At 66.0% G+C, this 17,932-nt stretch carries 18 protein-coding genes; 14 read left to right on the top strand and 4 right to left on the bottom strand.

Features of this window, described 5'->3' with window-relative positions:
- The first annotated feature begins 4 nt into the window (after positions 1 to 4).
- From ACZY0Q_RS07720 to ACZY0Q_RS07710, 3 genes are all read left to right on the top strand, one after another.
- Positions 5 to 1,345 (top strand): geranylgeranyl reductase family protein, encoded by a 1,341-nt coding sequence (locus tag ACZY0Q_RS07720; protein ID WP_463915640.1) that lies wholly within the window; start codon positions 5 to 7, stop codon positions 1,343 to 1,345.
- Positions 1,342 to 2,442 (top strand): polyprenyl synthetase family protein, encoded by a 1,101-nt coding sequence (locus tag ACZY0Q_RS07715; RefSeq protein WP_463915638.1) that lies wholly within the window; start codon positions 1,342 to 1,344, stop codon positions 2,440 to 2,442. Before ACZY0Q_RS07720 ends, ACZY0Q_RS07715 begins: the two co-directional genes overlap by 4 nt.
- A gap of 420 nt (positions 2,443 to 2,862) precedes the next feature.
- Positions 2,863 to 3,684 (top strand): endonuclease domain-containing protein, encoded by an 822-nt coding sequence (locus tag ACZY0Q_RS07710; RefSeq protein WP_463915637.1) that lies wholly within the window; start codon positions 2,863 to 2,865, stop codon positions 3,682 to 3,684.
- Positions 3,685 to 3,811: 127 nt separating this feature from the next.
- On the opposite strand, the gene ACZY0Q_RS07705 is transcribed toward ACZY0Q_RS07710, so the two are convergent.
- Together ACZY0Q_RS07705 and ACZY0Q_RS07700 are read right to left on the bottom strand one after the other, a co-directional pair.
- Complete coding sequence (locus ACZY0Q_RS07705) at positions 3,812 to 4,240, bottom strand: hypothetical protein (RefSeq protein ID WP_056344779.1); 429 nt, start codon at positions 4,238 to 4,240, stop codon at positions 3,812 to 3,814.
- Positions 4,241 to 4,328: 88 nt separating this feature from the next.
- Positions 4,329 to 5,018, bottom strand: a complete 690-nt coding sequence (locus ACZY0Q_RS07700) for a trimeric intracellular cation channel family protein (protein ID WP_463915635.1) — start codon at positions 5,016 to 5,018, stop codon at positions 4,329 to 4,331.
- A 61-nt stretch (positions 5,019 to 5,079) separates the two neighbouring features.
- Here ACZY0Q_RS07700 and ACZY0Q_RS07695 point away from each other — a divergent pair, with 61 nt between their 5' ends.
- The 5 genes from ACZY0Q_RS07695 to ACZY0Q_RS07675 all read left to right on the top strand — a co-directional run bounded on the left by ACZY0Q_RS07695 (position 5,080) and on the right by ACZY0Q_RS07675 (position 10,772).
- On the top strand, positions 5,080 to 5,814 hold the full coding sequence (locus tag ACZY0Q_RS07695; protein WP_463915633.1) for a sirohydrochlorin chelatase: 735 nt from the start codon (positions 5,080 to 5,082) through the stop codon (positions 5,812 to 5,814).
- A gap of 142 nt (positions 5,815 to 5,956) precedes the next feature.
- The gene (locus ACZY0Q_RS07690) at positions 5,957 to 7,696 is read left to right on the top strand and encodes a nitrite/sulfite reductase (protein WP_463915631.1); all 1,740 of its coding nucleotides are present in this window, start codon (positions 5,957 to 5,959) and stop codon (positions 7,694 to 7,696) included.
- On the top strand, positions 7,660 to 8,400 hold the full coding sequence (locus ACZY0Q_RS07685; protein ID WP_463915629.1) for a phosphoadenylyl-sulfate reductase: 741 nt from the start codon (positions 7,660 to 7,662) through the stop codon (positions 8,398 to 8,400). Before ACZY0Q_RS07690 ends, ACZY0Q_RS07685 begins: the two co-directional genes overlap by 37 nt.
- Complete coding sequence (gene cysD, locus ACZY0Q_RS07680) at positions 8,397 to 9,344, top strand: sulfate adenylyltransferase subunit CysD (protein WP_463915627.1); 948 nt, start codon at positions 8,397 to 8,399, stop codon at positions 9,342 to 9,344. Before ACZY0Q_RS07685 ends, cysD begins: the two co-directional genes overlap by 4 nt.
- Positions 9,345 to 10,772 (top strand): sulfate adenylyltransferase subunit 1, encoded by a 1,428-nt coding sequence (locus tag ACZY0Q_RS07675; protein WP_463915624.1) that lies wholly within the window; start codon positions 9,345 to 9,347, stop codon positions 10,770 to 10,772.
- 157 nt (positions 10,773 to 10,929) lie between these two features.
- Here ACZY0Q_RS07675 and ACZY0Q_RS07670 read toward each other — a convergent pair whose 3' ends face one another.
- Positions 10,930 to 11,877, bottom strand: coding sequence for a DUF6454 family protein (locus ACZY0Q_RS07670; RefSeq protein WP_463915621.1), 948 nt, complete (start codon positions 11,875 to 11,877; stop codon positions 10,930 to 10,932).
- A 286-nt stretch (positions 11,878 to 12,163) separates the two neighbouring features.
- Here ACZY0Q_RS07670 and ACZY0Q_RS07665 point away from each other — a divergent pair, with 286 nt between their 5' ends.
- From ACZY0Q_RS07665 to ACZY0Q_RS07645, 5 genes are all read left to right on the top strand, one after another.
- Complete coding sequence (locus ACZY0Q_RS07665; RefSeq protein WP_463916280.1) at positions 12,164 to 13,300, top strand: ABC transporter substrate-binding protein; 1,137 nt, start codon at positions 12,164 to 12,166, stop codon at positions 13,298 to 13,300.
- A gap of 38 nt (positions 13,301 to 13,338) precedes the next feature.
- Positions 13,339 to 14,064 carry an ABC transporter ATP-binding protein gene (locus ACZY0Q_RS07660; RefSeq protein WP_463915618.1) on the top strand — a complete coding sequence of 242 codons (726 nt, stop codon included), beginning with the start codon at positions 13,339 to 13,341 and terminating at the stop codon, positions 14,062 to 14,064.
- Positions 14,054 to 15,046, top strand: a complete 993-nt coding sequence (locus ACZY0Q_RS07655; RefSeq protein ID WP_463915616.1) for an ABC transporter permease — start codon at positions 14,054 to 14,056, stop codon at positions 15,044 to 15,046. Before ACZY0Q_RS07660 ends, ACZY0Q_RS07655 begins: the two co-directional genes overlap by 11 nt.
- A gap of 244 nt (positions 15,047 to 15,290) precedes the next feature.
- Positions 15,291 to 16,232, top strand: coding sequence for a PLP-dependent cysteine synthase family protein (locus tag ACZY0Q_RS07650; RefSeq protein WP_463915614.1), 942 nt, complete (start codon positions 15,291 to 15,293; stop codon positions 16,230 to 16,232).
- A gap of 52 nt (positions 16,233 to 16,284) precedes the next feature.
- Positions 16,285 to 16,734, top strand: a complete 450-nt coding sequence (locus ACZY0Q_RS07645) for an SRPBCC family protein (protein WP_463915612.1) — start codon at positions 16,285 to 16,287, stop codon at positions 16,732 to 16,734.
- A 7-nt stretch (positions 16,735 to 16,741) separates the two neighbouring features.
- On the opposite strand, the gene ACZY0Q_RS07640 is transcribed toward ACZY0Q_RS07645, so the two are convergent.
- The gene (locus ACZY0Q_RS07640) at positions 16,742 to 17,236 is read right to left on the bottom strand and encodes a cupin domain-containing protein (protein ID WP_463915609.1); all 495 of its coding nucleotides are present in this window, start codon (positions 17,234 to 17,236) and stop codon (positions 16,742 to 16,744) included.
- 75 nt (positions 17,237 to 17,311) lie between these two features.
- On the opposite strand from ACZY0Q_RS07640, the gene ACZY0Q_RS07635 reads away from it, so the two are divergent.
- On the top strand, positions 17,312 to 17,926 hold the full coding sequence (locus tag ACZY0Q_RS07635; protein ID WP_463915607.1) for a TetR/AcrR family transcriptional regulator: 615 nt from the start codon (positions 17,312 to 17,314) through the stop codon (positions 17,924 to 17,926).
- Positions 17,927 to 17,932: the final 6 nt, after the last annotated feature.

The following is a 17,932-nucleotide window of genomic DNA, read 5'->3' as shown; positions in this document are numbered from 1 at the left end:
CGGCGTGAATGTTCTGATTGTCGGCGCTGGACCAGCCGGTTCCACCGCCGCGTATTACCTTGCCAAAGCCGGCATCAGCGTGACCGTCCTGGAAAAAACCAGCTTCCCGCGGGAGAAGGTCTGCGGGGACGGCCTCACCCCACGGGCAGTCCGTGAAATCCAGAAGCTCGGCCTGCCGCACCCCGAAGCGGACGGCTGGCGCCGGAACAAGGGCCTCCGCCTCATTGCCGGCGGCCGCACCATCGAACTGCCCTGGCCCGAGGTCTCTGACTTCCCGCAGTACGGCCTGATCCGCACGCGCCTGGGCTTCGACGAGGAACTGGCCCGCCACGCCCAGACCGCCGGCGCGCAAATCCTCGAGCGGCACAGCGTCACCGAAGCCCTGCGCTCGGAGGACGGCCGCGTGACCGGTGTCCGCGCAGCGCTCCTGGACGAGTCCGGACGCAAGACGGGGGAGACGCGCGACTTCAGCGCCGACGTCGTACTCGCCGCAGACGGCAACTCCACCCGAACAGCCGTGTCGCTGGGCATCCAGAAGCGCGACGACCGCCCCCTCGGCGTCGCCGTCCGCACCTACTTCACCTCGCCCCGCCACGATGACGACTGGATGGAAGGCTGGCTGGAGCTCCCCGGCCGCGACGGAAAGCTCCTCCCCGGCTACGGCTGGGTGTTCGGCGTGGGCGACGGTACCTCCAACGTGGGCCTGGGCATCCTGAACTCGTCCAGGGAATTCGGCAAACTCGACTACAAGCAGGTCCTGCGCGAATGGACCGCCGCCATGCCCGCCGAATGGGGCTTCAGCCCGGACAACCAGGTGGGCGAAATCCGCGGCGCCGCGCTGCCCATGGGCTTCAACCGCACCCCGCACTACTCGCCCGGCCTCCTGCTCCTGGGCGACGCCGGCGGTATGGTCTCCCCGTTCAACGGCGAGGGCATCTCCTACGCGATGGAATCGGCGCGGTTCGCGGCGGAGTTCATCATCGACGCGTCCTCCCGTTCCGCTTCCTCCGGAACGTACGACGCCGACGCGCACCTCGCGGGGTACGCGGCCTATGTGCGGGGCCAGTGGGGATCGCACTTCACGCTGGGCCGGGCATTTGCCGCGCTGATCGGAAAACCCTCGGTTATGAAGCTCGCGCTACGGACCGGGATGCCCATTCCCGTGCTGATGCGCTTTGTGGTGCGGCTGCTCGCAAACCTGACCGACCCGGCCGCGAAGGGCTTCGAGGACCGGGCCATCCGCGTCCTGGAATCGCTGGTTCCGGCAACATCCAACACATCCACGCATACCCCACCGGCATCGAACCAGCGGTATCCGCAACAAAAAGCTAGGGTTAACCAGTGACTAACTCCGCAGACCACAGCTGGACGCACGCCGGGCACGGCCTGCCGGACTCCGAACCCAGCCTCAACACCACCGCCATTGCCACGGGTCTGCAGCTGCCCGCCGGCTTTGCGGCCATCGCGGAGGACGCCGAGCTGGGCCCCGCCATTACCAATAACCTGGCCCGGGTGGAGAAGAAACTACGTGAGGCCATTGCCAACTCCGATCCGCTGGCTGACGCAACGTCGCGTCACCTCGTGGAAGCGGGCGGCAAGCGCATCCGTCCGCTGCTGACGCTGCTGTGTGCCCACCTCGGTGACGCGTCCCTGCCTGCCGTGGTGCAGGCGGCCGTGGTGGTGGAACTGACCCACCTGGCAACTCTGTACCACGACGACGTGATGGACTCGGCCCCGTTCCGCCGTGGCGCCCCCACCGCCCACGAGGTGTGGGGAAACTCCGTGGCAGTCCTTACCGGCGACCTCATCTTTGCCCGTGCGTCCATCCTGGTGTCCGAGCTGGGTTCGCGCGCGCTGGGCATCCAGGCCCGGACGTTCGAGCGCCTGTGCCTGGGCCAGCTGCACGAAACGGTAGGTCCGCGCCCGGACGAGGACCCGGTGGAGCACTACCTGTCCGTCATCGCGGACAAGACCGGTTCCCTGGTGGCCGCCTCCGGCCAGCTCGGGGCCATCTTCGCCGGTGCCGACGAGGCTTACGAGGACTTGCTGGTGGAATACGGCGAAAAGGTGGGCGTGGCCTTCCAGCTCGCCGACGACGTCATCGATGTCACCGGCGTCAAGGTGAAGTCCGGCAAGGCCCCGGGCACGGACCTCCGCGAAGGTGTCCCCACCCTGCCGGTCCTGTTCCTGCGGCGCGATGCCGCAGCCGGCGACCAGTCCGCCGTCGACCTCTTAAAGCTCATTGATGGGGACCTGACCTCTGATGAAGCTCTGGCTGCCGCTGTTGCCGGGCTGCGCGAGCATCCGGTCACGGCTGAGTCCTGGGTGATTGCCCGCCGCTGGGCCGACGAAGCCATTGCCGCACTGGCGCCGCTTCCTGAGGGTGTTGTGAAGTCGTCGCTGGCCAACTTCGCCCTGGCTGTGGTGGACCGCGCCAGCTGATTCTCTTGTTGAGCAGCGGGGCCTCGGCGGGGTTTGAACCTGGCCGGGGCCCCTTTGCGTGTTGTTGGCTTAAATGCAATAGCCCCGGTTCTCAGCAACGAAACGAATCACACGTTGCGTCGAACCGGGGCTATATCTCCGTTCGCATCAGACCCGCCGGAGGCGTTTAGCGGATCCGTGAACAGTCTATGACAGCTTTGTCACAGGATGCAAGTCCGCTGTTACTGCGCATGTCACACGCTTTCTGTCTCCCGCTCGCTGGATTTCCCCTTGTTTGCCTGGAGATGCCGCTCTCTGTCCGGCGAGTTCTGCCGCCACGCCGGGGACGATGCCCAAACCAGGGGAGACTCAGCGGCCCGGTTGTGCACATAGGTGATTTCGACCCTGCCGGCGAGAGGCTTGGTCGGCTCTGCTGGGAACATGGACGTCACTTCTTACCTCAAGTACGCAGGATCCGTCGCCAGGACGGCGACATTGCGCAAGGCCGGATTCTCGGATCGGAACATCCGCGTGGCCATCGGGTCCGGCCAGATATCGCGTCTCCGGCATGGAGTCGTGGCACTGCCCGGAGCCGCTCCCGATCTGGTGGGTGCGGTCCTGGCCAACGGTCTGCTCAGTTGCGGCTCGGCCAGCACGCACCACCGGCTGTGGCGACTGCACCAACCTACGGCCCTCCACCTGCTCTGCCGGCACGGGGCCGCCAAGGATGTTGTGGTTCATCGTGAGACTGTGGTGCCCCAGGATATGCCCTGGCCCGTGGCCGGCCTGACTGATGTACTGCTTCATGGCCTGCGGTGTTTGCCGGAGGTGGAAGCCGCCATCATGGTAGAGAGTGCACTGCTGCAAGGCAGGACCACCCTGGATTACCTGCGCGGACACCTGCCGGGCAACCGAAACGGAGCCGCCCGCAGGGTCCTGGACCTGGTGGATGGCACGGCCGGATCGCCCATCGAGGTGGTGGCCCGGCTCCTTTTCCGCAGTGAGGGCATTTTCGTCCAGACCCAGGTGGACTTGCCCGGTATCGGAATCGTGGACTTCCTGCTGGAGGGCTTCCTTATTGTGGAACTCGACGGCGGCACTCATCTGGAGCCGAAGCAGGTCAAGAAGGACAGGCTGCGGAACAATGCGAGCACCCTGGATGGTTACGCCGTGCTCAGGTACGGCTACGCGCAGGTGGTCTACGACCCGCAGAAGATCGTGGACGAGGTTTGGCAGGTTCTACGTGGCCGGGTGGTGCGCTGAGATTCCCCGGCTTCGCTTCGAGAACGCGTCGACGCTCCGGCAGATCGGGGAGACTCGCCGGGCGGACCGGCCAAACCTGGGGAATTCCAGCGGCCGGCGGCCGAAAACAGAGCGCGGCGGGAGGACCCTAGTTTTCTTCCTCGTCGTTGAAGGCCCACTCGAACATGTCGAAGACGAATTCGGAGAAGGTGCCCTCTTCGCTCTTCCACTGGCCGCGGGCGTTGTTGCGGCGGTACACGATGGGGTCCGGGATGCCGAGGTCGCCTACACGGAAGCCCCAGGTGAACTGTTCTTCCTCGTCCTCAAGGAACATCAGGAAGCCTTCGTCATCAACTTCGAGCTCTTCGGGATCCCAGAAGTAGTGGTACGCCTCCATGATGTCCTCACAGCCGCCCACCGCCAGGTAGAACTCGCGGAGGACCAGGGGAACCTGGAACTGGTGTTCGGCGAGGGCCGCGTCCAGTTCGTCCGCGGGCAGGCCATCTTCTTCCTGCCATTCGTCCTCGAGATAGGTCGGAACAAGCGCGCGGAACTTCTCGAGGAACATGTCAGTCATGCTCATATCCTAGCTAACTGCGGCCTGCTCCCGAGCCGCTGCCAGCCCCACCGGCCCCACCGCCCCCAAAGCTGCCGCAGCCACAGCCCTAGCTCCCACGGGGGCCGCCACAGGGGCCGCCGCCGGAGCCCCGCCGATGCAAGCCATGCACGGCCAGCGGAACGTACCAGGACCGGCGCCAGGCAACTACGCGGAAGGCGAACACCACGGCCGCCACGGCGCATGCCGTCAGCACGTTGAAGGCCCCTGTTACCCAGAGCAGCGCCGTCAACGCCGCCCCGCTGAAGGCCGGCAGCGCGTAGAGGTCCCGGGGGTTGAAGAGCTGGGGCACCTCGTTGGCGGTGATGTCCCGCAGCAGGCCGCCGCCTACCGCCGTTGTTACGCCGAGCAGCACGGCGGCCACCGGATTCATGCCCAGCGCCAGGGCCTTCAGCGTTCCGGTGATGCAGAAGAGGGCCAGCCCACCGGCGTCGAACAGCACCAGCAGCGAGGTGTACCGCTGCACGCTGGAGTACAGGAAATACACCAGGACGGTGGCCAGCACCGGGGGAACCAGGTACGCGGGGTTAGAGAAGGCTGCCGGCGTGGTGTTCAGGATGATGTCGCGGATGACGCCGCCGCCGAGGGAGACCAGGGACGCCAGCAGCAGCGAGCCCACCAGATCGAACTGCTTCCGTGCCGCCAGCAACGATCCGGAGACGGCGAAAAAGAAGACGCCGGCTAGGTCAAGCCATACAAGGTCGATGTCGAACGGCAATGAGTCGAACGGCGATGTCATGTGGCGTCCCGGCGGTTTCATGGTGGGCGGACAGGGCGGCTCCAACGTTACGCTAGCCCCTATGAACAACCCGATCATGATCGCCTGCGCCCATGGGACGTCCAGCACTCAGGGCGCCGCGGAGGTCAACGCCCTGCGCGCAAACATCGCGGCCCTGCGCCCGGGCTTGGACGTGCGCGAAGCCTACGTGGACGTCCAGCAGCCGGACCTCGTGGACGTGGTGGCGGGCCTGCCTGACGAACAACAGGCCGTCGTTGTGCCACTCCTGCTGAGCGTCGGATATCACGTCAAGGTGGACATCGCCCGTGCCGTGAAAAGCCGTCCGGGCAGCATGGCCGCACCGCCGCTCGGCCCTGACCCGCGGCTCGCGGCCCTGCTGGACCAGCGCCTCCGCGAAGCCGGCGTCACGGACCGCGACGCGATCGTCCTCGCCGCAGCCGGGTCCTCCAATCCCAACGCCGCCGTCAGCGTGGAAGAGCTCGCCGCCCAGCTCAGGGCGCTGCGCCCCAACCGGATTCTGCCCGCCTACGGTGCCTCTGCCCAGCCGTCGGTGCCCGACGCCGTCGCCATCCTCCGCCAGGAACTGGAAGGAGGCGCCGGGGCGGGGGAGTCCGCAGGGGCCGTGGACGACGGCGGCCGCGTGGTGATTGCCTCCTACCTGCTCGCGCCGGGGTTCTTCCACGACCAGCTGGCCAGAGCCGGTGCCGATCTCTTGACGGAACCACTGCTGCCGTCGCCGGTGCTCGCCGAGATCGCGCTGGAACGGTTCGACGCCGCCGTCGCACGCGGTCAATAGCGGCCCGCCAGGGAACCGCAACCAAGCACAGCGGGCGGCCTTCTTCAAGGCTCTCCGGCGGTTCGTGACGAATTGTTTCCCTAGGTGACCTCGCGTTTCCGGACCTTTGTGACGCACTTCGGCAGGCACTTACAGTCGATGCATGACTGATACAGCTCTAGCCGGAGCGTCCGTGGACCCCGCCAAGCGCCCCGCACGCGCCTCCCGCCCCGCTGCAAAGCCGCACGGGCAGTGGAAAGTGGACGGCAAAACCCCGCTGAACGCCAACGAAACCTGGAAACAGGAAGACGACGGCCTCAACGTGCGCGAGCGTATCGAGACCATCTACTCCAAGGACGGCTTCGACGCCATCCCCAGCCAGGACCTGCACGGCCGCTTCCGCTGGTGGGGCCTGTACACCCAGCGCAAGCCCGGGATCGACGGCGGCAAGACCGCCACGCTCGAGCCGCACGAGCTCGAAGACAAGTACTTCATGCTCCGGGTCAGGATCGACGGCGGTGCGCTGACCACCGAGCAGCTGCGCGTCATCGGCCAAATTTCCGTTGATTTCGGCCGGGATTCCGCCGACCTCACGGACCGGCAGAACATCCAGCTGCACTGGATCCGGGTGGAGGACATCCCCGAGATCTGGAACCGGCTTGAGGGTGTTGGCCTGTCCACCACCGAGGCCTGCGGCGACGTGCCCCGCGTCATCCTGGGCTCGCCCGTGGCCGGCATCGCCAAGGACGAGATCATCGACCCCACGCCGCTGATCGCGGAGCTGGGCGAGCGCTTCATCGGCAACCCGCTGCTGTCCAACCTGCCGCGCAAGTACAAGACCGCGATCACCGGCCACCCCAGCCAGGACGTGGTCCACGAGATCAACGACTTCGCCCTGGTGGGTGTCCGCCACCCCGAACTCGGTGTCGGCTACGACCTCTGGGCCGGGGGCGCACTGTCCACTAACCCGATGCTCGGCAAGCGGCTCGGTGCCTTCGTTCGCCCCGAGGAAGCCGCCGAAGTCTGGCTCGGCGTCACCAGCATCTTCCGCGACTACGGTTACCGCCGCATGCGCACCAAGGCCCGCCTGAAGTTCCTGATGGCCGACTGGGGGCCGGCGAAGTTCCGCCAGATCCTTGAGGACGAATACCTTGGCTACAAGCTGGCCGACGGTCCCGCCGCGCCCAAGCCCACCACCCCGGGCGACCACATCGGTGTGCACGAGCAGAAGGACGGCAAGTTCTTCATCGGCGCCACCCCGCTGGCCGGCCGCCTGTCCGGTGCGCAGCTGATCAAGCTCGCGGACACCCTCGAGGCCCACGGCTCCTACCGCCTGCGCACCACCCCGCACCAGAAGCTTGTGGTGCTGGACGTTGCCAAGGACCACGTGGAACCGCTGGTTGCCGAGCTGGACGCCCTGGGCCTCTCCGCCCGCCCGTCCGTGTTCCGCCGCGGCACCATCGCCTGCACCGGCATCGAATACTGCAAGCTGGCCATCGTGGAAACCAAGGTCACGGCCGCCACCGCCGTCGCGGACCTGGAACGCCGCCTGGCGGACCTCGCGGAGTCCGGCGAACTGCCGCACGCACTGTCCCTGCACATCAACGGCTGCCCCAACTCCTGCGCCCGCATCCAGACCGCGGACATCGGCCTGAAGGGCATGATGCTCCCAACGCCCGACGGCGACCCCTCCCCGGGTTTCCAGGTCCACCTGGGCGGCGGGCTGGCTTCCAACAGCCGCGAAGAAGCAGGCCTGGGACGCACCGTCCGCGGCCTGAAGGTATACGTCGAGGACCTGCCGGACTACGTGGAACGCGTCGTCCGCACATTCGTCGCCCAGCGCGCCGAAGGGCAGACCTTCGCCGAATGGGCCCACGCAGCAGACGAGGAGGCACTCCAGTGACCAACCTCCGCACCCATGACGAGCTCAAGGTCATCGCCGAGTCCGGTGCTGCCGAGCTCGGCTGGGACGCCCCCGCCCGCGACGTAATCGCCTGGGTGGAGCGCAACTTCGACCTGTCCGCGGTGGCCGTCGCGTGCTCCATGGCCGACGCCGTCCTGCCGGCCCTGGTCGCGGACCAGATGCCCGGCGTCGACGTCCTGTTCCTGGAGACCGGCTACCACTTCCCGGAAACCTACGCCACACGTGATGAGGTGGCCGCGAACCTCCGGGTCAACGTGGTGGACGTGCTTCCCGAGAACACCGTGGAACAGCAGGACCGGCTCCTGGGCAAGGACCTCTTTGCCCGCGACGCCGCCCAGTGCTGCGCCCTCCGCAAGGTGGCCCCGCTGCGCCGCACCCTGGCCGGCTACGAACTCTGGTTCACCGGCGTCCGCCGCGACGAAGCCCCCACCCGGACCAACACCCCGCTGGTGACCTGGGACGACGTCAACGGCCTGGTCAAGGTCAACCCGGTGGCCGCGTGGACGTTCGACCAGCTGGTCCAGTACTCCGACGACAACCTCCTACCCGTCAACCCGCTGCTCTCCCAGGGTTACCCCTCCATTGGCTGCCAGCCCTGCACCCGCAAGGTGGCGCCCGGAGACGACCCCCGCGCCGGCCGCTGGGCAGGCACCGACAAGACAGAATGCGGACTACACGTATGAGCACTTTCCTAACTGAGGAGACCCCCCAGGTGACTGAAGCCGCCGTATCCACGCGCCTCTCCAGCCTGGACGCCCTCGAGTCCGAAGCGATCCATATCATCCGCGAAGTCGTGGCTGAGTTCGAGAAGCCTGCGCTGCTGTTCTCCGGCGGCAAGGACTCCGTGGTGATGCTGCACCTGGCCACCAAGGCCTTCTGGCCGGGCAAGGTCCCGTTCCCCGTGTTGCACGTGGACACCGGCCACAACTTCCCCGAGGTCATCGACTTCCGCGACCGGACGGTGGAGCGGCTGGGACTCAAGCTCGTCGTCGGGAGCGTCCAGGAGTTCATCGACCGCGGTGAACTGGCCGAGCGTGCCGATGGCACCCGCAACCCGCTGCAGACCGTCCCTCTGCTGGACGCCATCTCGCAGAACAAGTTCGACGCCGTCTTCGGCGGCGGCCGCCGTGACGAGGACAAGGCCCGCGCCAAGGAGCGCATCCTGAGCCTCCGCGACGAATTCGGCCAGTGGGACCCGCGCAACCAGCGCCCGGAACTTTGGAACCTCTACAACGGCCGCCACACCGTGGGCCAGCACGTCCGCGCGTTCCCCATCAGCAACTGGACCGAGCTGGACATCTGGCGCTACATCGAACGCGAAAACATCGAGCTGCCGGGCCTGTACTACGCCCATGACCGCGAAGTGTTTGCCCGTGACGGCATGTGGCGCGCAGTCGGCGAAGTTTCGCAGCCGCTGCCGCACGAGGAAGTCATCGTCAAAACCGTCCGCTACCGCACCGTGGGCGACATGTCCTGCACCGGTGCCGTGGAGTCGGACGCAGCTACCGTGAGCGACGTTGTGATCGAAGTTGCCGCCTCCACCATCACCGAACGTGGCGCCACCCGTGCAGATGACCGCATCTCCGAGGCCGCCATGGAAGACCGCAAGAAGGATGGTTACTTCTAAATGAGCACCGAAACTTCACTCCTGGCCGCCGAGCTGGAAACGGCCCTGCCCACCACGCTGTTCCGCTTCGCCACCGCCGGATCGGTCGACGACGGGAAGTCCACTTTGGTGGGCCGCCTCCTGCACGACTCCAAGGCGATTCTTGCCGACACGCTCGACGCCGTTGCCCGGACCTCCTCCGACCGCGGCTTTGGCGGCGAGAAGGGCGGGATTGACCTGGCCCTCCTGACCGACGGCCTGCGCGCCGAGCGGGAACAGGGCATCACCATCGACGTCGCCTACCGCTACTTCGCCACGGACCAGCGCAGCTTCATCCTGGCCGACTGCCCCGGGCACGTCCAGTACACCAAAAACACGGTGACCGGCGCGTCCACGGCGGATGCCGTCGTCGTACTCATTGACGCCCGTAAGGGTGTCCTGGAGCAGACGCGCCGGCACCTGTCCGTGCTGCAGCTGCTGCGGGTGGCGCACGTCATTGTGGCCGTGAACAAGATCGACCTGGTGGACTTCAGCGAGTCCGTGTTCCGTGAGATCCAGGCGGACGTGCAGCAGGTGGCCCGCGAACTGGGCATCGGCTCTGCCGAGCTGGGCAGCGCGGACCACATCGATGACCTGCTGGTGATCCCGGTGTCCGCCCTCGACGGCGACAACGTGGTGGACCGTTCCGAGCGCACCCCCTGGTACGACGGCCCGGCCCTGCTGGAGGTCCTCGAGACCCTGCCGGCCGCGGACGAGATCGACACGCAGCTGGAGAGCTTCCGTTTCCCCGTGCAGCTGGTTATCCGGCCGCAGGGTGCGCTGGCTCCGGACGCCGTTGCCGGTGGCCTGGACGTGGAGGCCTTCCGTGATTACCGCGCGTACGCCGGCCAGATCACTGAGGGTTCCGTGAAGGTGGGGGACTCCGTGTCAGTACTGACCCCCGGCCAGGCTGCCCGCACCACGACGGTGACCGGCATTGATTTCGCCGGCGAGTCGCTGCAGGAAGCGTTCGCCCCGCAGTCCGTGGCGATCCGCCTGGCCGAGGAATTCGACGTCGCCCGCGGTGACACGATTGCCGCCGCCGGTACCTTCCCGGAGTCCACCGCCGACCTGTACGCCGCGCTGTGCTGGCTCTCTCCGAAACCGCTGCGCGAAGGCGCCAAGGTACTGGTCAAGCACGGCACCCGCACCGTCCAGGCGCTGGTCCGCAGCGTCAGCGGCAAGCTGGACCTGGCCACCTTCAAGCTCGAAGGCGCGTCCAGCCTGGAGCTGAACGACATCGGCCACGCCCAGCTTCGGCTTTCCGCGCCGCTGCCGCTGGAGAACTACCTGCACCACCGCCGCACCGGCGCGTTCCTGGTCATCGATCCGCAGGACGGCAACACGCTGGCCGCGGGCCTGGTCAAGGACCACCCGGGCGACCACGAGGACGAGCGCTACTCGATCTAAGCCTCAGCATGAGCTGCCCTGCCCCGCATGAACGGTGTTGCCCCACACCGGTTATGCGGGGCAGAGCCGTCCCTGGGGCTTGGGGCATGCCTCGCTGCCGTTCATCCATCCGCACGTGGAGCTCGGTCCCGTCACGCGGCCACAGATTCTTAGCGGCTCAGGGGCGGGCTTCGAACACGAAGAGTTCGGTACCCGCAACTTCTTCGCCGTCGTCAGGTGCGGCGAACAGGCGCAGCACACCGCCGTCCGACTCCAGGGCAACCGGATTACGGGTCATGGAGTGCCCGGCGGTGGAGAACTTCTGGAAGGGAACCTCATGGACGATCGTTCCGTCCGTGAGGTCCGTCAGGGCGAGGCCGCCGAGCTCGAACGGCTTCCCGTCAGCAGTCTTGAGGCCGGTAATGCCCGAGCATAGTTGGTGCCCGGCGCCTGCGTATTCGCAGTCCTGGTAGTCGATGAAGTGGCTAAGGTTCGCCTGCGTCCCCAGGAGCCTGCCCTGGCTGTTCCAGGTCAACAGCTTGCGCGAACCCCAGCTGACGCCGCTGATTCGGTTGGTCTTGCGGTCGGCGACGACGCCGCCAACATGGTCGGCCTGACGGAACTGCTCTGTGACCTCATAGGTGTCCGGGTCGATCGTATATACGATGGAGCGGCTGTTGGGCCGGTACTCGGCCACGGGGACCCAGACCTTCCCGCCGTCGAAGTCCGTGCCTCCCGGGTGATAGATACTATCCTCGCCCAGGACGATGTCTTTCAGCAGCTTCCCCTGCCGGTCGATGACGAAGACGTGGCCCCGACCCTTGCCAGTGCTGCGGTCGTAACCGTCGACGGGCGAGGGGTAGCGCACTGTCGGTTCGAGGATCTCGACGCTGCTGAGGAAGATTTTGTCGCCCACCAGCGACATGCCCTGCGGGTGGAAGGTCGGAAAGTCCAGCTTGAGCTTCTGGACCTGGTCCCACTGGGTGTTGCGGTCCACCTTGGTGAAGGCCTCTGCTTCTGCTGTGAGGCCATTCGGGGTTTTCGAATTGGTGGCCACGGCGGAAGTTCCGGCTGTCAGGGTGGCCGCAGCGACTGCTGCGATGGCCAGGACGCGCTTCATCTTCATGTCTACTCCAAGTGCGTGATTAGGGTGCCCGCTGTCCGGGCGCGATCAAACGTAGGGGTCCGGGATGGCAAGACAAATAACGGCAGGTGTCGAGAGGGTGACGCAAGCGGCTTGGACCGGGGCCACCCGAAGAAGTCAGTCCTGCTGCCTGGCAGCAAACGTCACGGGGGACTGAACCGGGCCGGAATGTGACGCTGCATGAACCCGCGTGACCCCCCGTTTCTGCTTCATTGAATGGGTTTATGTCACTCCCTATGGTGAAACAATGACTAGTTCCAAGCCCGGGATGACCCGCATCGTGGCAGGTGAGAGCGCAGTACCCAAGCGCAAGCGTGCCATCGAGGCAGCCTTGGCGATCGGGCTCGTCTTCCTGATCGCTGCCGGCGCCCTGGTGGCGTCGTCCATTTCCCGTAATACGGCGGCCGAGGCAGCCATCCCGGCGCCCACGCCGGCCGCAGAACTGAAGCTGGGCTATTTCGGAAACCTGACCCATGCCCCCGCTCTGGTGGGCGTGAAACAGGGGATCCTGGCCCGTAACCTGGGTGACACCAAGCTCAGCACCGAAACTTTCAACGCCGGACCCGCCGCGATCGAAGCATTGAATGCCGGCGCCATCGACGCCACCTACATCGGCCCGAACCCCGCGATCAACTCGTTTGTCAAGAGCGAGGGGGAGTCCGTGAGCGTCATCGCGGGCGCTGCTGCGGGTGGCGCGCAATTGGTTGTTCGTCCGGAAATCAACGCGGCGGCGGACCTGAAGGGCAAGACCCTCGCGTCACCGCAGCTGGGCGGCACCCAGGATGTTGCGCTCCGCGCGTGGCTCGGTTCGCAGGGTTACAAGACCAATGTGGACGGCAGCGGCGACGTCGCCATCAACCCCACGGAGAACGCCCAGACGCTGAAACTGTTCCAGGATGGAAAGCTCGACGGCGCGTGGCTGCCTGAGCCGTGGGCGTCCCGTCTGGTGCTCCAGGCCGGAGCCAAAGTCCTGGTGGACGAAAAGGACCTCTGGGACGGCTCACTCTCCGGCAAGGCCGGCGAGTTCCCCACCACCATCCTGATCGTCAACAAGAAGTTCGCCGTTGAGCACCCGGACACCGTGAAGGCGCTGCTCAAGGGCCACGCCGAGTCCGTGGCGTGGCTGAATGACGCGCCTGCCGCGGAGAAGACCAGCGTCATCAACGGCGCCCTGCAGGAATCGGCAGGTGCGGCGCTTCCCGCCGATGTCCTGGATCGAGCCCTGCAGAACGTGGTGTTCACGGTGGATCCGCTCGCGGGAACCTACCCCAAGCTCCTCGAGGACGGGGTGAAAGCCGGCACCACCAAGCAGGCGGACATCACCGGACTGTTCGACCTCCGTGCCCTGAACGAAGTCACCGGGTCTGCCGGCCGCGTGTCCGCCGCCGGACTCGGCCAGGACTGACTTTACAAACTTGCCACCAACTACCTAAGGACGGGACCATGCCAGTCGTACTGGAAAACCTGGGCAAACGCTTCGGCGACGGCGCCCCGGTGCTGGACGACGTCAACGCCGCCATCGGCGCGGGCGAATTCGTTGCCCTCCTCGGTGCGTCCGGCTGCGGCAAATCCACCCTGCTGAACATCATGGCGGGACTGGAGGTCCCGACGTCGGGCGCCCTGGAAGTACCCAGCGACGGAGCAGCATTTATGTTCCAGGACGCCGCCCTCTTCCCCTGGCTGACGGCCCGGGAAAATATCGAGCTGGCCCTGAAGCTGCGCGGTGTGGGGAAAGCAGAACGCCGGATCAAAGCCAACGAGTTACTGGACCTTGTGCACCTGGGCGAGGCGGGGGACAAGCGTCCGCACGAGCTGTCCGGCGGCATGCGCCAGCGCGTGGCACTGGCCCGGGCGCTGTCACAGGACCGGCAATTGCTGCTCATGGATGAGCCGTTCGCTGCCCTGGACGCCATCACCCGCGACCTCCTGCACGATGAACTGGAACGCATCTGGAAGGAAACCGGGCGCACCATCGTTTTTGTCACCCACAACGTCCGCGAGGCCGTGCGGCTGGGCCAGCGTGTGCTGCTGCTGTCGTCCCGTCCCGGCCGCGTGGTCCAGGAGTGGGCTGTTTCCGAGGAACACCGAACCGACGCCGGCCTGGCCGGACAGCTGACCGGGGTCATCACAGCCCGGCTGCGGGAGGAGATTCGCCGCCATGCCAAATAAACCCACGCCCGTCGCCGAGAGCGACCCGCTGGTCGAGGCTGACGAGACCGGGATTTCGACACGCTCAAACACTGGACAGCCGGAAACCCGCAAGGTCCATGCTGCCCTGACCCGCTCTTCCACCGGAAACGAGGACCTGCGCGAGCTTGAGGCCGGGCTGGATTCGCTTCAGTCGGACGCCGCGCGCAAGCACCGGATCGACTGGAGCCGCGTGCTCCTGCCTGTCGCCGCCCTGGTGGTCCTGGTCCTGATCTGGCAGTTCTACGTATCCCTGGGCCTCAAACGCCGCGACCTGGTTCCGGGTCCGCTCGACGTCCTGGGCCAGATCGGTGTCCTCTGGGGCGAGGCCAAACTGCAGGAAGCGGTATGGACCTCGCTGCAGCGCGGGCTGGTCGGGTTCCTGATCAGCGTTGCCATCGCCACGCCGGTGGGGCTGTTGCTGGCCCAGGTTGCGCCGCTGCGCCGTGCCTTCGGGCCGCTGATTTCGGGCCTCCAGGTGCTGCCGTCCGTGGCCTGGGTTCCCGCCGCCATCATCTGGTTCGGACTCACGGACGCCACCGTCTATTTCGTGGTGTTTATGGGAGCCATCCCGTCCATCATCAACGGGCTGATCTCCGGCGTGGACCAGATCCCGCCGCAGTACCGCCGCGTCGGCACGGTCCTGGGCGCCAACCGTTTCCAGATGGCCGTGCAGATCATCCTGCCTGCCGCGCTTCCCGGCTACCTCAGCGGGCTCAAGCAGGGCTGGGCGTTCTCCTGGCGGTCGCTCATGGCCGCGGAAATCATCGCCGTGGGCGGCACCATCGGCTTCGGCCTCGGCTCCATGCTGAACCAGGGCCGCGACCTGGCCGACATGACCATTGTGATGTCCGCGATCCTGATGATCCTGGCCGTCGGCATCCTGATCGAGCTGCTGGTGTTTGCCCCGATCGAGAAGCGCCTGCTCCGCAGCCGCGGCCTCCTCGCCGGCAGCACCCGCTAACTCTCCCTCCCACTCTCTCTCCAACGCTCCGTCCAACGCGGGGTCAGATCCTGCCCAATAACCCTCGTGGATTGGGCAGGATCTGACCCCGCGTTGGTTTCTTAGTGCACAGCAGAGCCCGACAGCGAGTCCCGCCGTCGGGCTCTCTGGTGTGCAGAAACTTTTGATGGCGCCCTGTTTCTGCCGGGTATACCTTGATTACCTCAAGCCTTGCGGGCCTGGATTGCTCTGTGTGAGGGAAATTATGGAATATGCATTGGAACCAGGCAGTGGGGTACTGGCAGGCATCGGATCAACACCGCTTATCGAACTCAGCAAAGTCGTGCCGGCGGGGTCAGCCAGAATTTTAGCCAAGCTTGAGTTCGCGAACCCCACGGGAAGCATGAAGGACCGCATGGCGCTGGCAGCGATAGCGCGAGCCGAAGCGCGGGGCGAGATCACCCCCGGCGACACTGTGGTTGAGTACACGGCGGGGACAACAGGCATCTCCCTCGCCTTGGTTTGTGCCGCCAAAGGCTACGGGCTCCACGTCGTATTTTCCGATGCGTTCAGCGATGAGAAACGCCGGACCATGGAGGCTCTGGGCGGATTTGTGGAAGACGTCCCCAGCGACCATGGACGGATCACGGAGCAACTGATCAAAGCGATGATGGCCCGGGCCGGAGAGCTCAGTGCGCAACCAAACTACTGGGCGTGTGACCAGCTCAACAACAAGGACGCGGTCACAGGCTACCTCGCGCTCGGGGAAGAAGTCTGGCAGCAATCCCACGGCCGGGTGGACGCCTTCGTGCAGTCCGTCGGTACAGCCCACTCCATTCACGGAGTAGCCCGTGCTCTGCGCCTGCACCTGCCTGGGCTGAAGGTCGTAGCAGTCGAGCCGGCTGAGTCTTCCGTACTTTCCGGCGGCCCTACTGGCTCCCACAGGATTGAAGGAATCGGGATCGGGTTTGTGCCGCCCCTTTGGGAACCCGAGGAAGTGGAGGCCATAGAACAGGTCTCGTCCGAGGAAGCGATGGAGATGAGCCGTCGCCTTGCCCACGAGGAAGGCATCTTCGCCGGCACCTCTTCAGGAGGAAATGTTGTTGCGGCCTTGCGTGTCGCTGAACAACTTGGTCCGGACGCGACCGTTGTCACCATCATGGTTGATTCCGGGTTCAGGTATCTGAGCACTGGGCTGTACGGATAGGTCAGCGGTTCCGTGGGTCAGTCAGCTGGCCTGGGTCTGGCAGACTGGCGCCATGACTGTCAGCTTCGTGTGCCGCACCGCGTCCGCCCTCCCGCGGGAGCGCCTGTTCGATCTCGCCCGCAGCATTGAAGCGCACCTGGATTCCCAGAAAGCCGCCGGTGAACGGGCCGTAGCCGGGGTCACGTCGGGCCTGATCGGCGAGGGTCAGGAGGTAACCTGGCAGGCCCGGCATTTCGGCGTCCCGCTGAGGATGACCAGCCGCATCACCACACTGGACTTCCCCGGCAGCTTCACGGACGAGCAAGTCAAGGGCCCGTTCAAAACGTTCCGCCACGTCCACGAGTTCGAGGCCACGGCCACCGGCAGCATCATGACTGACCGGGTGGAGTTCACGGCTCCGTTCGGGATCCTGGGCCGTCTGGCGGAGGACCTGGTCCTGCGCCGCTACCTGCAGCGGCTCATCACCGACCGTGGCCGGTTCGTGGCCGGCATTGAAGAATAGACCGCGGTTAAGCCTGAGGGAATGGCGGCGGCCCCAGGATCTCGATACCGCCGTTCAGCTGACCTGATTCTCGGATGCGGTCGAAATCCACAACACCTGAATCTTCGCCGTCGATGAGCGGTTCGCTTGCGCCGAAGTAGAAGGCCTGCGCGCCGCCGGGGGTGTGCAGGCACAGCACCCGGGTCCCCTCCTGGACGACTTTGAATGCGTGCGGTACTCCCCGCGGCGCAATGGTCACGCCACCCGCTGCGACGTGGTGCTCTGTGCCGTCCATGTTCATCAGGATCTCGCCGGCGAGCACATACATCGTTTCGTCGGAGTCCGGATGGGTGTGCATCGGCGTCACCTTGTTCAAGCCCATCTCATCTTCGAAGAGCAGGAAGGCCCCCGCGGTGTCTTCCTCCGTGGCCTTCCAGGTCTGCACTCCGCCGCCGAAGAACCAACGCCTGGCCCCTTCGCCTGGCTGCAGGACTACTGCGGACGCTGAGTTCTTCGTCTTCATGGTGATCGCCTCGATAATGGTCGGAAGACTTATGGGACTAGCGTCCCATAACAAGACTGGAGTACCATGAAGAGCATGTCAAGACCCTATATAGACGTCGGCCGCACCGGCCAGAAACGCCGCACCCTTGATGCACTGGTTGCTGCGGCGCGGCAGCTCGTGGCGGACGGCGCCGCGCCTACAGTGGACGATGCCGCGCTGGTCGCCGGGGTCGCGCGCAGCACCGCGTACCGGTACTTCCCAGGGCAGCGGGAACTGCTGGCTGCCGCCCACCCGGAAACTGCCGCCACATCGTTGCTGCCCGAAAATCCGCCAGCCGACGTCACGGAGCGGCTGGACGCCGTGGTTGAGCAGTTCACCCGGATGATTCTCGAAACCGAAGCGCAGCAGCGGACCATGCTGAGGCTCTCCCTGGAGCAGACGGCCGACGAGCGCCGAAGCCTGCCGCTGCGGCAGGGCCGGGCGATCGCATGGATCGCCGAGGCACTGTCGCCGCTCCAGGGGCAGATGACGGAGGAGGACATCCACCGGCTGGTCCTGGCCATCCGCAGCGCCACCGGCGTTGAATCCTTGGTCTGGCTGACGGACATCGCCGGCCTGAGCCGCGACGAGGCCGTTGCATCGCAGCGATGGACCGCACGCGCCCTGCTCCGCCAGGCCTTGACGCAGGGGCCCCCGCCCGCAGTTTGACTGAGC

It is taken from the genome of Pseudarthrobacter lactosi (genome assembly GCF_055412785.1).
This window is presented reverse-complemented; position numbering and strand designations above follow the sequence as displayed.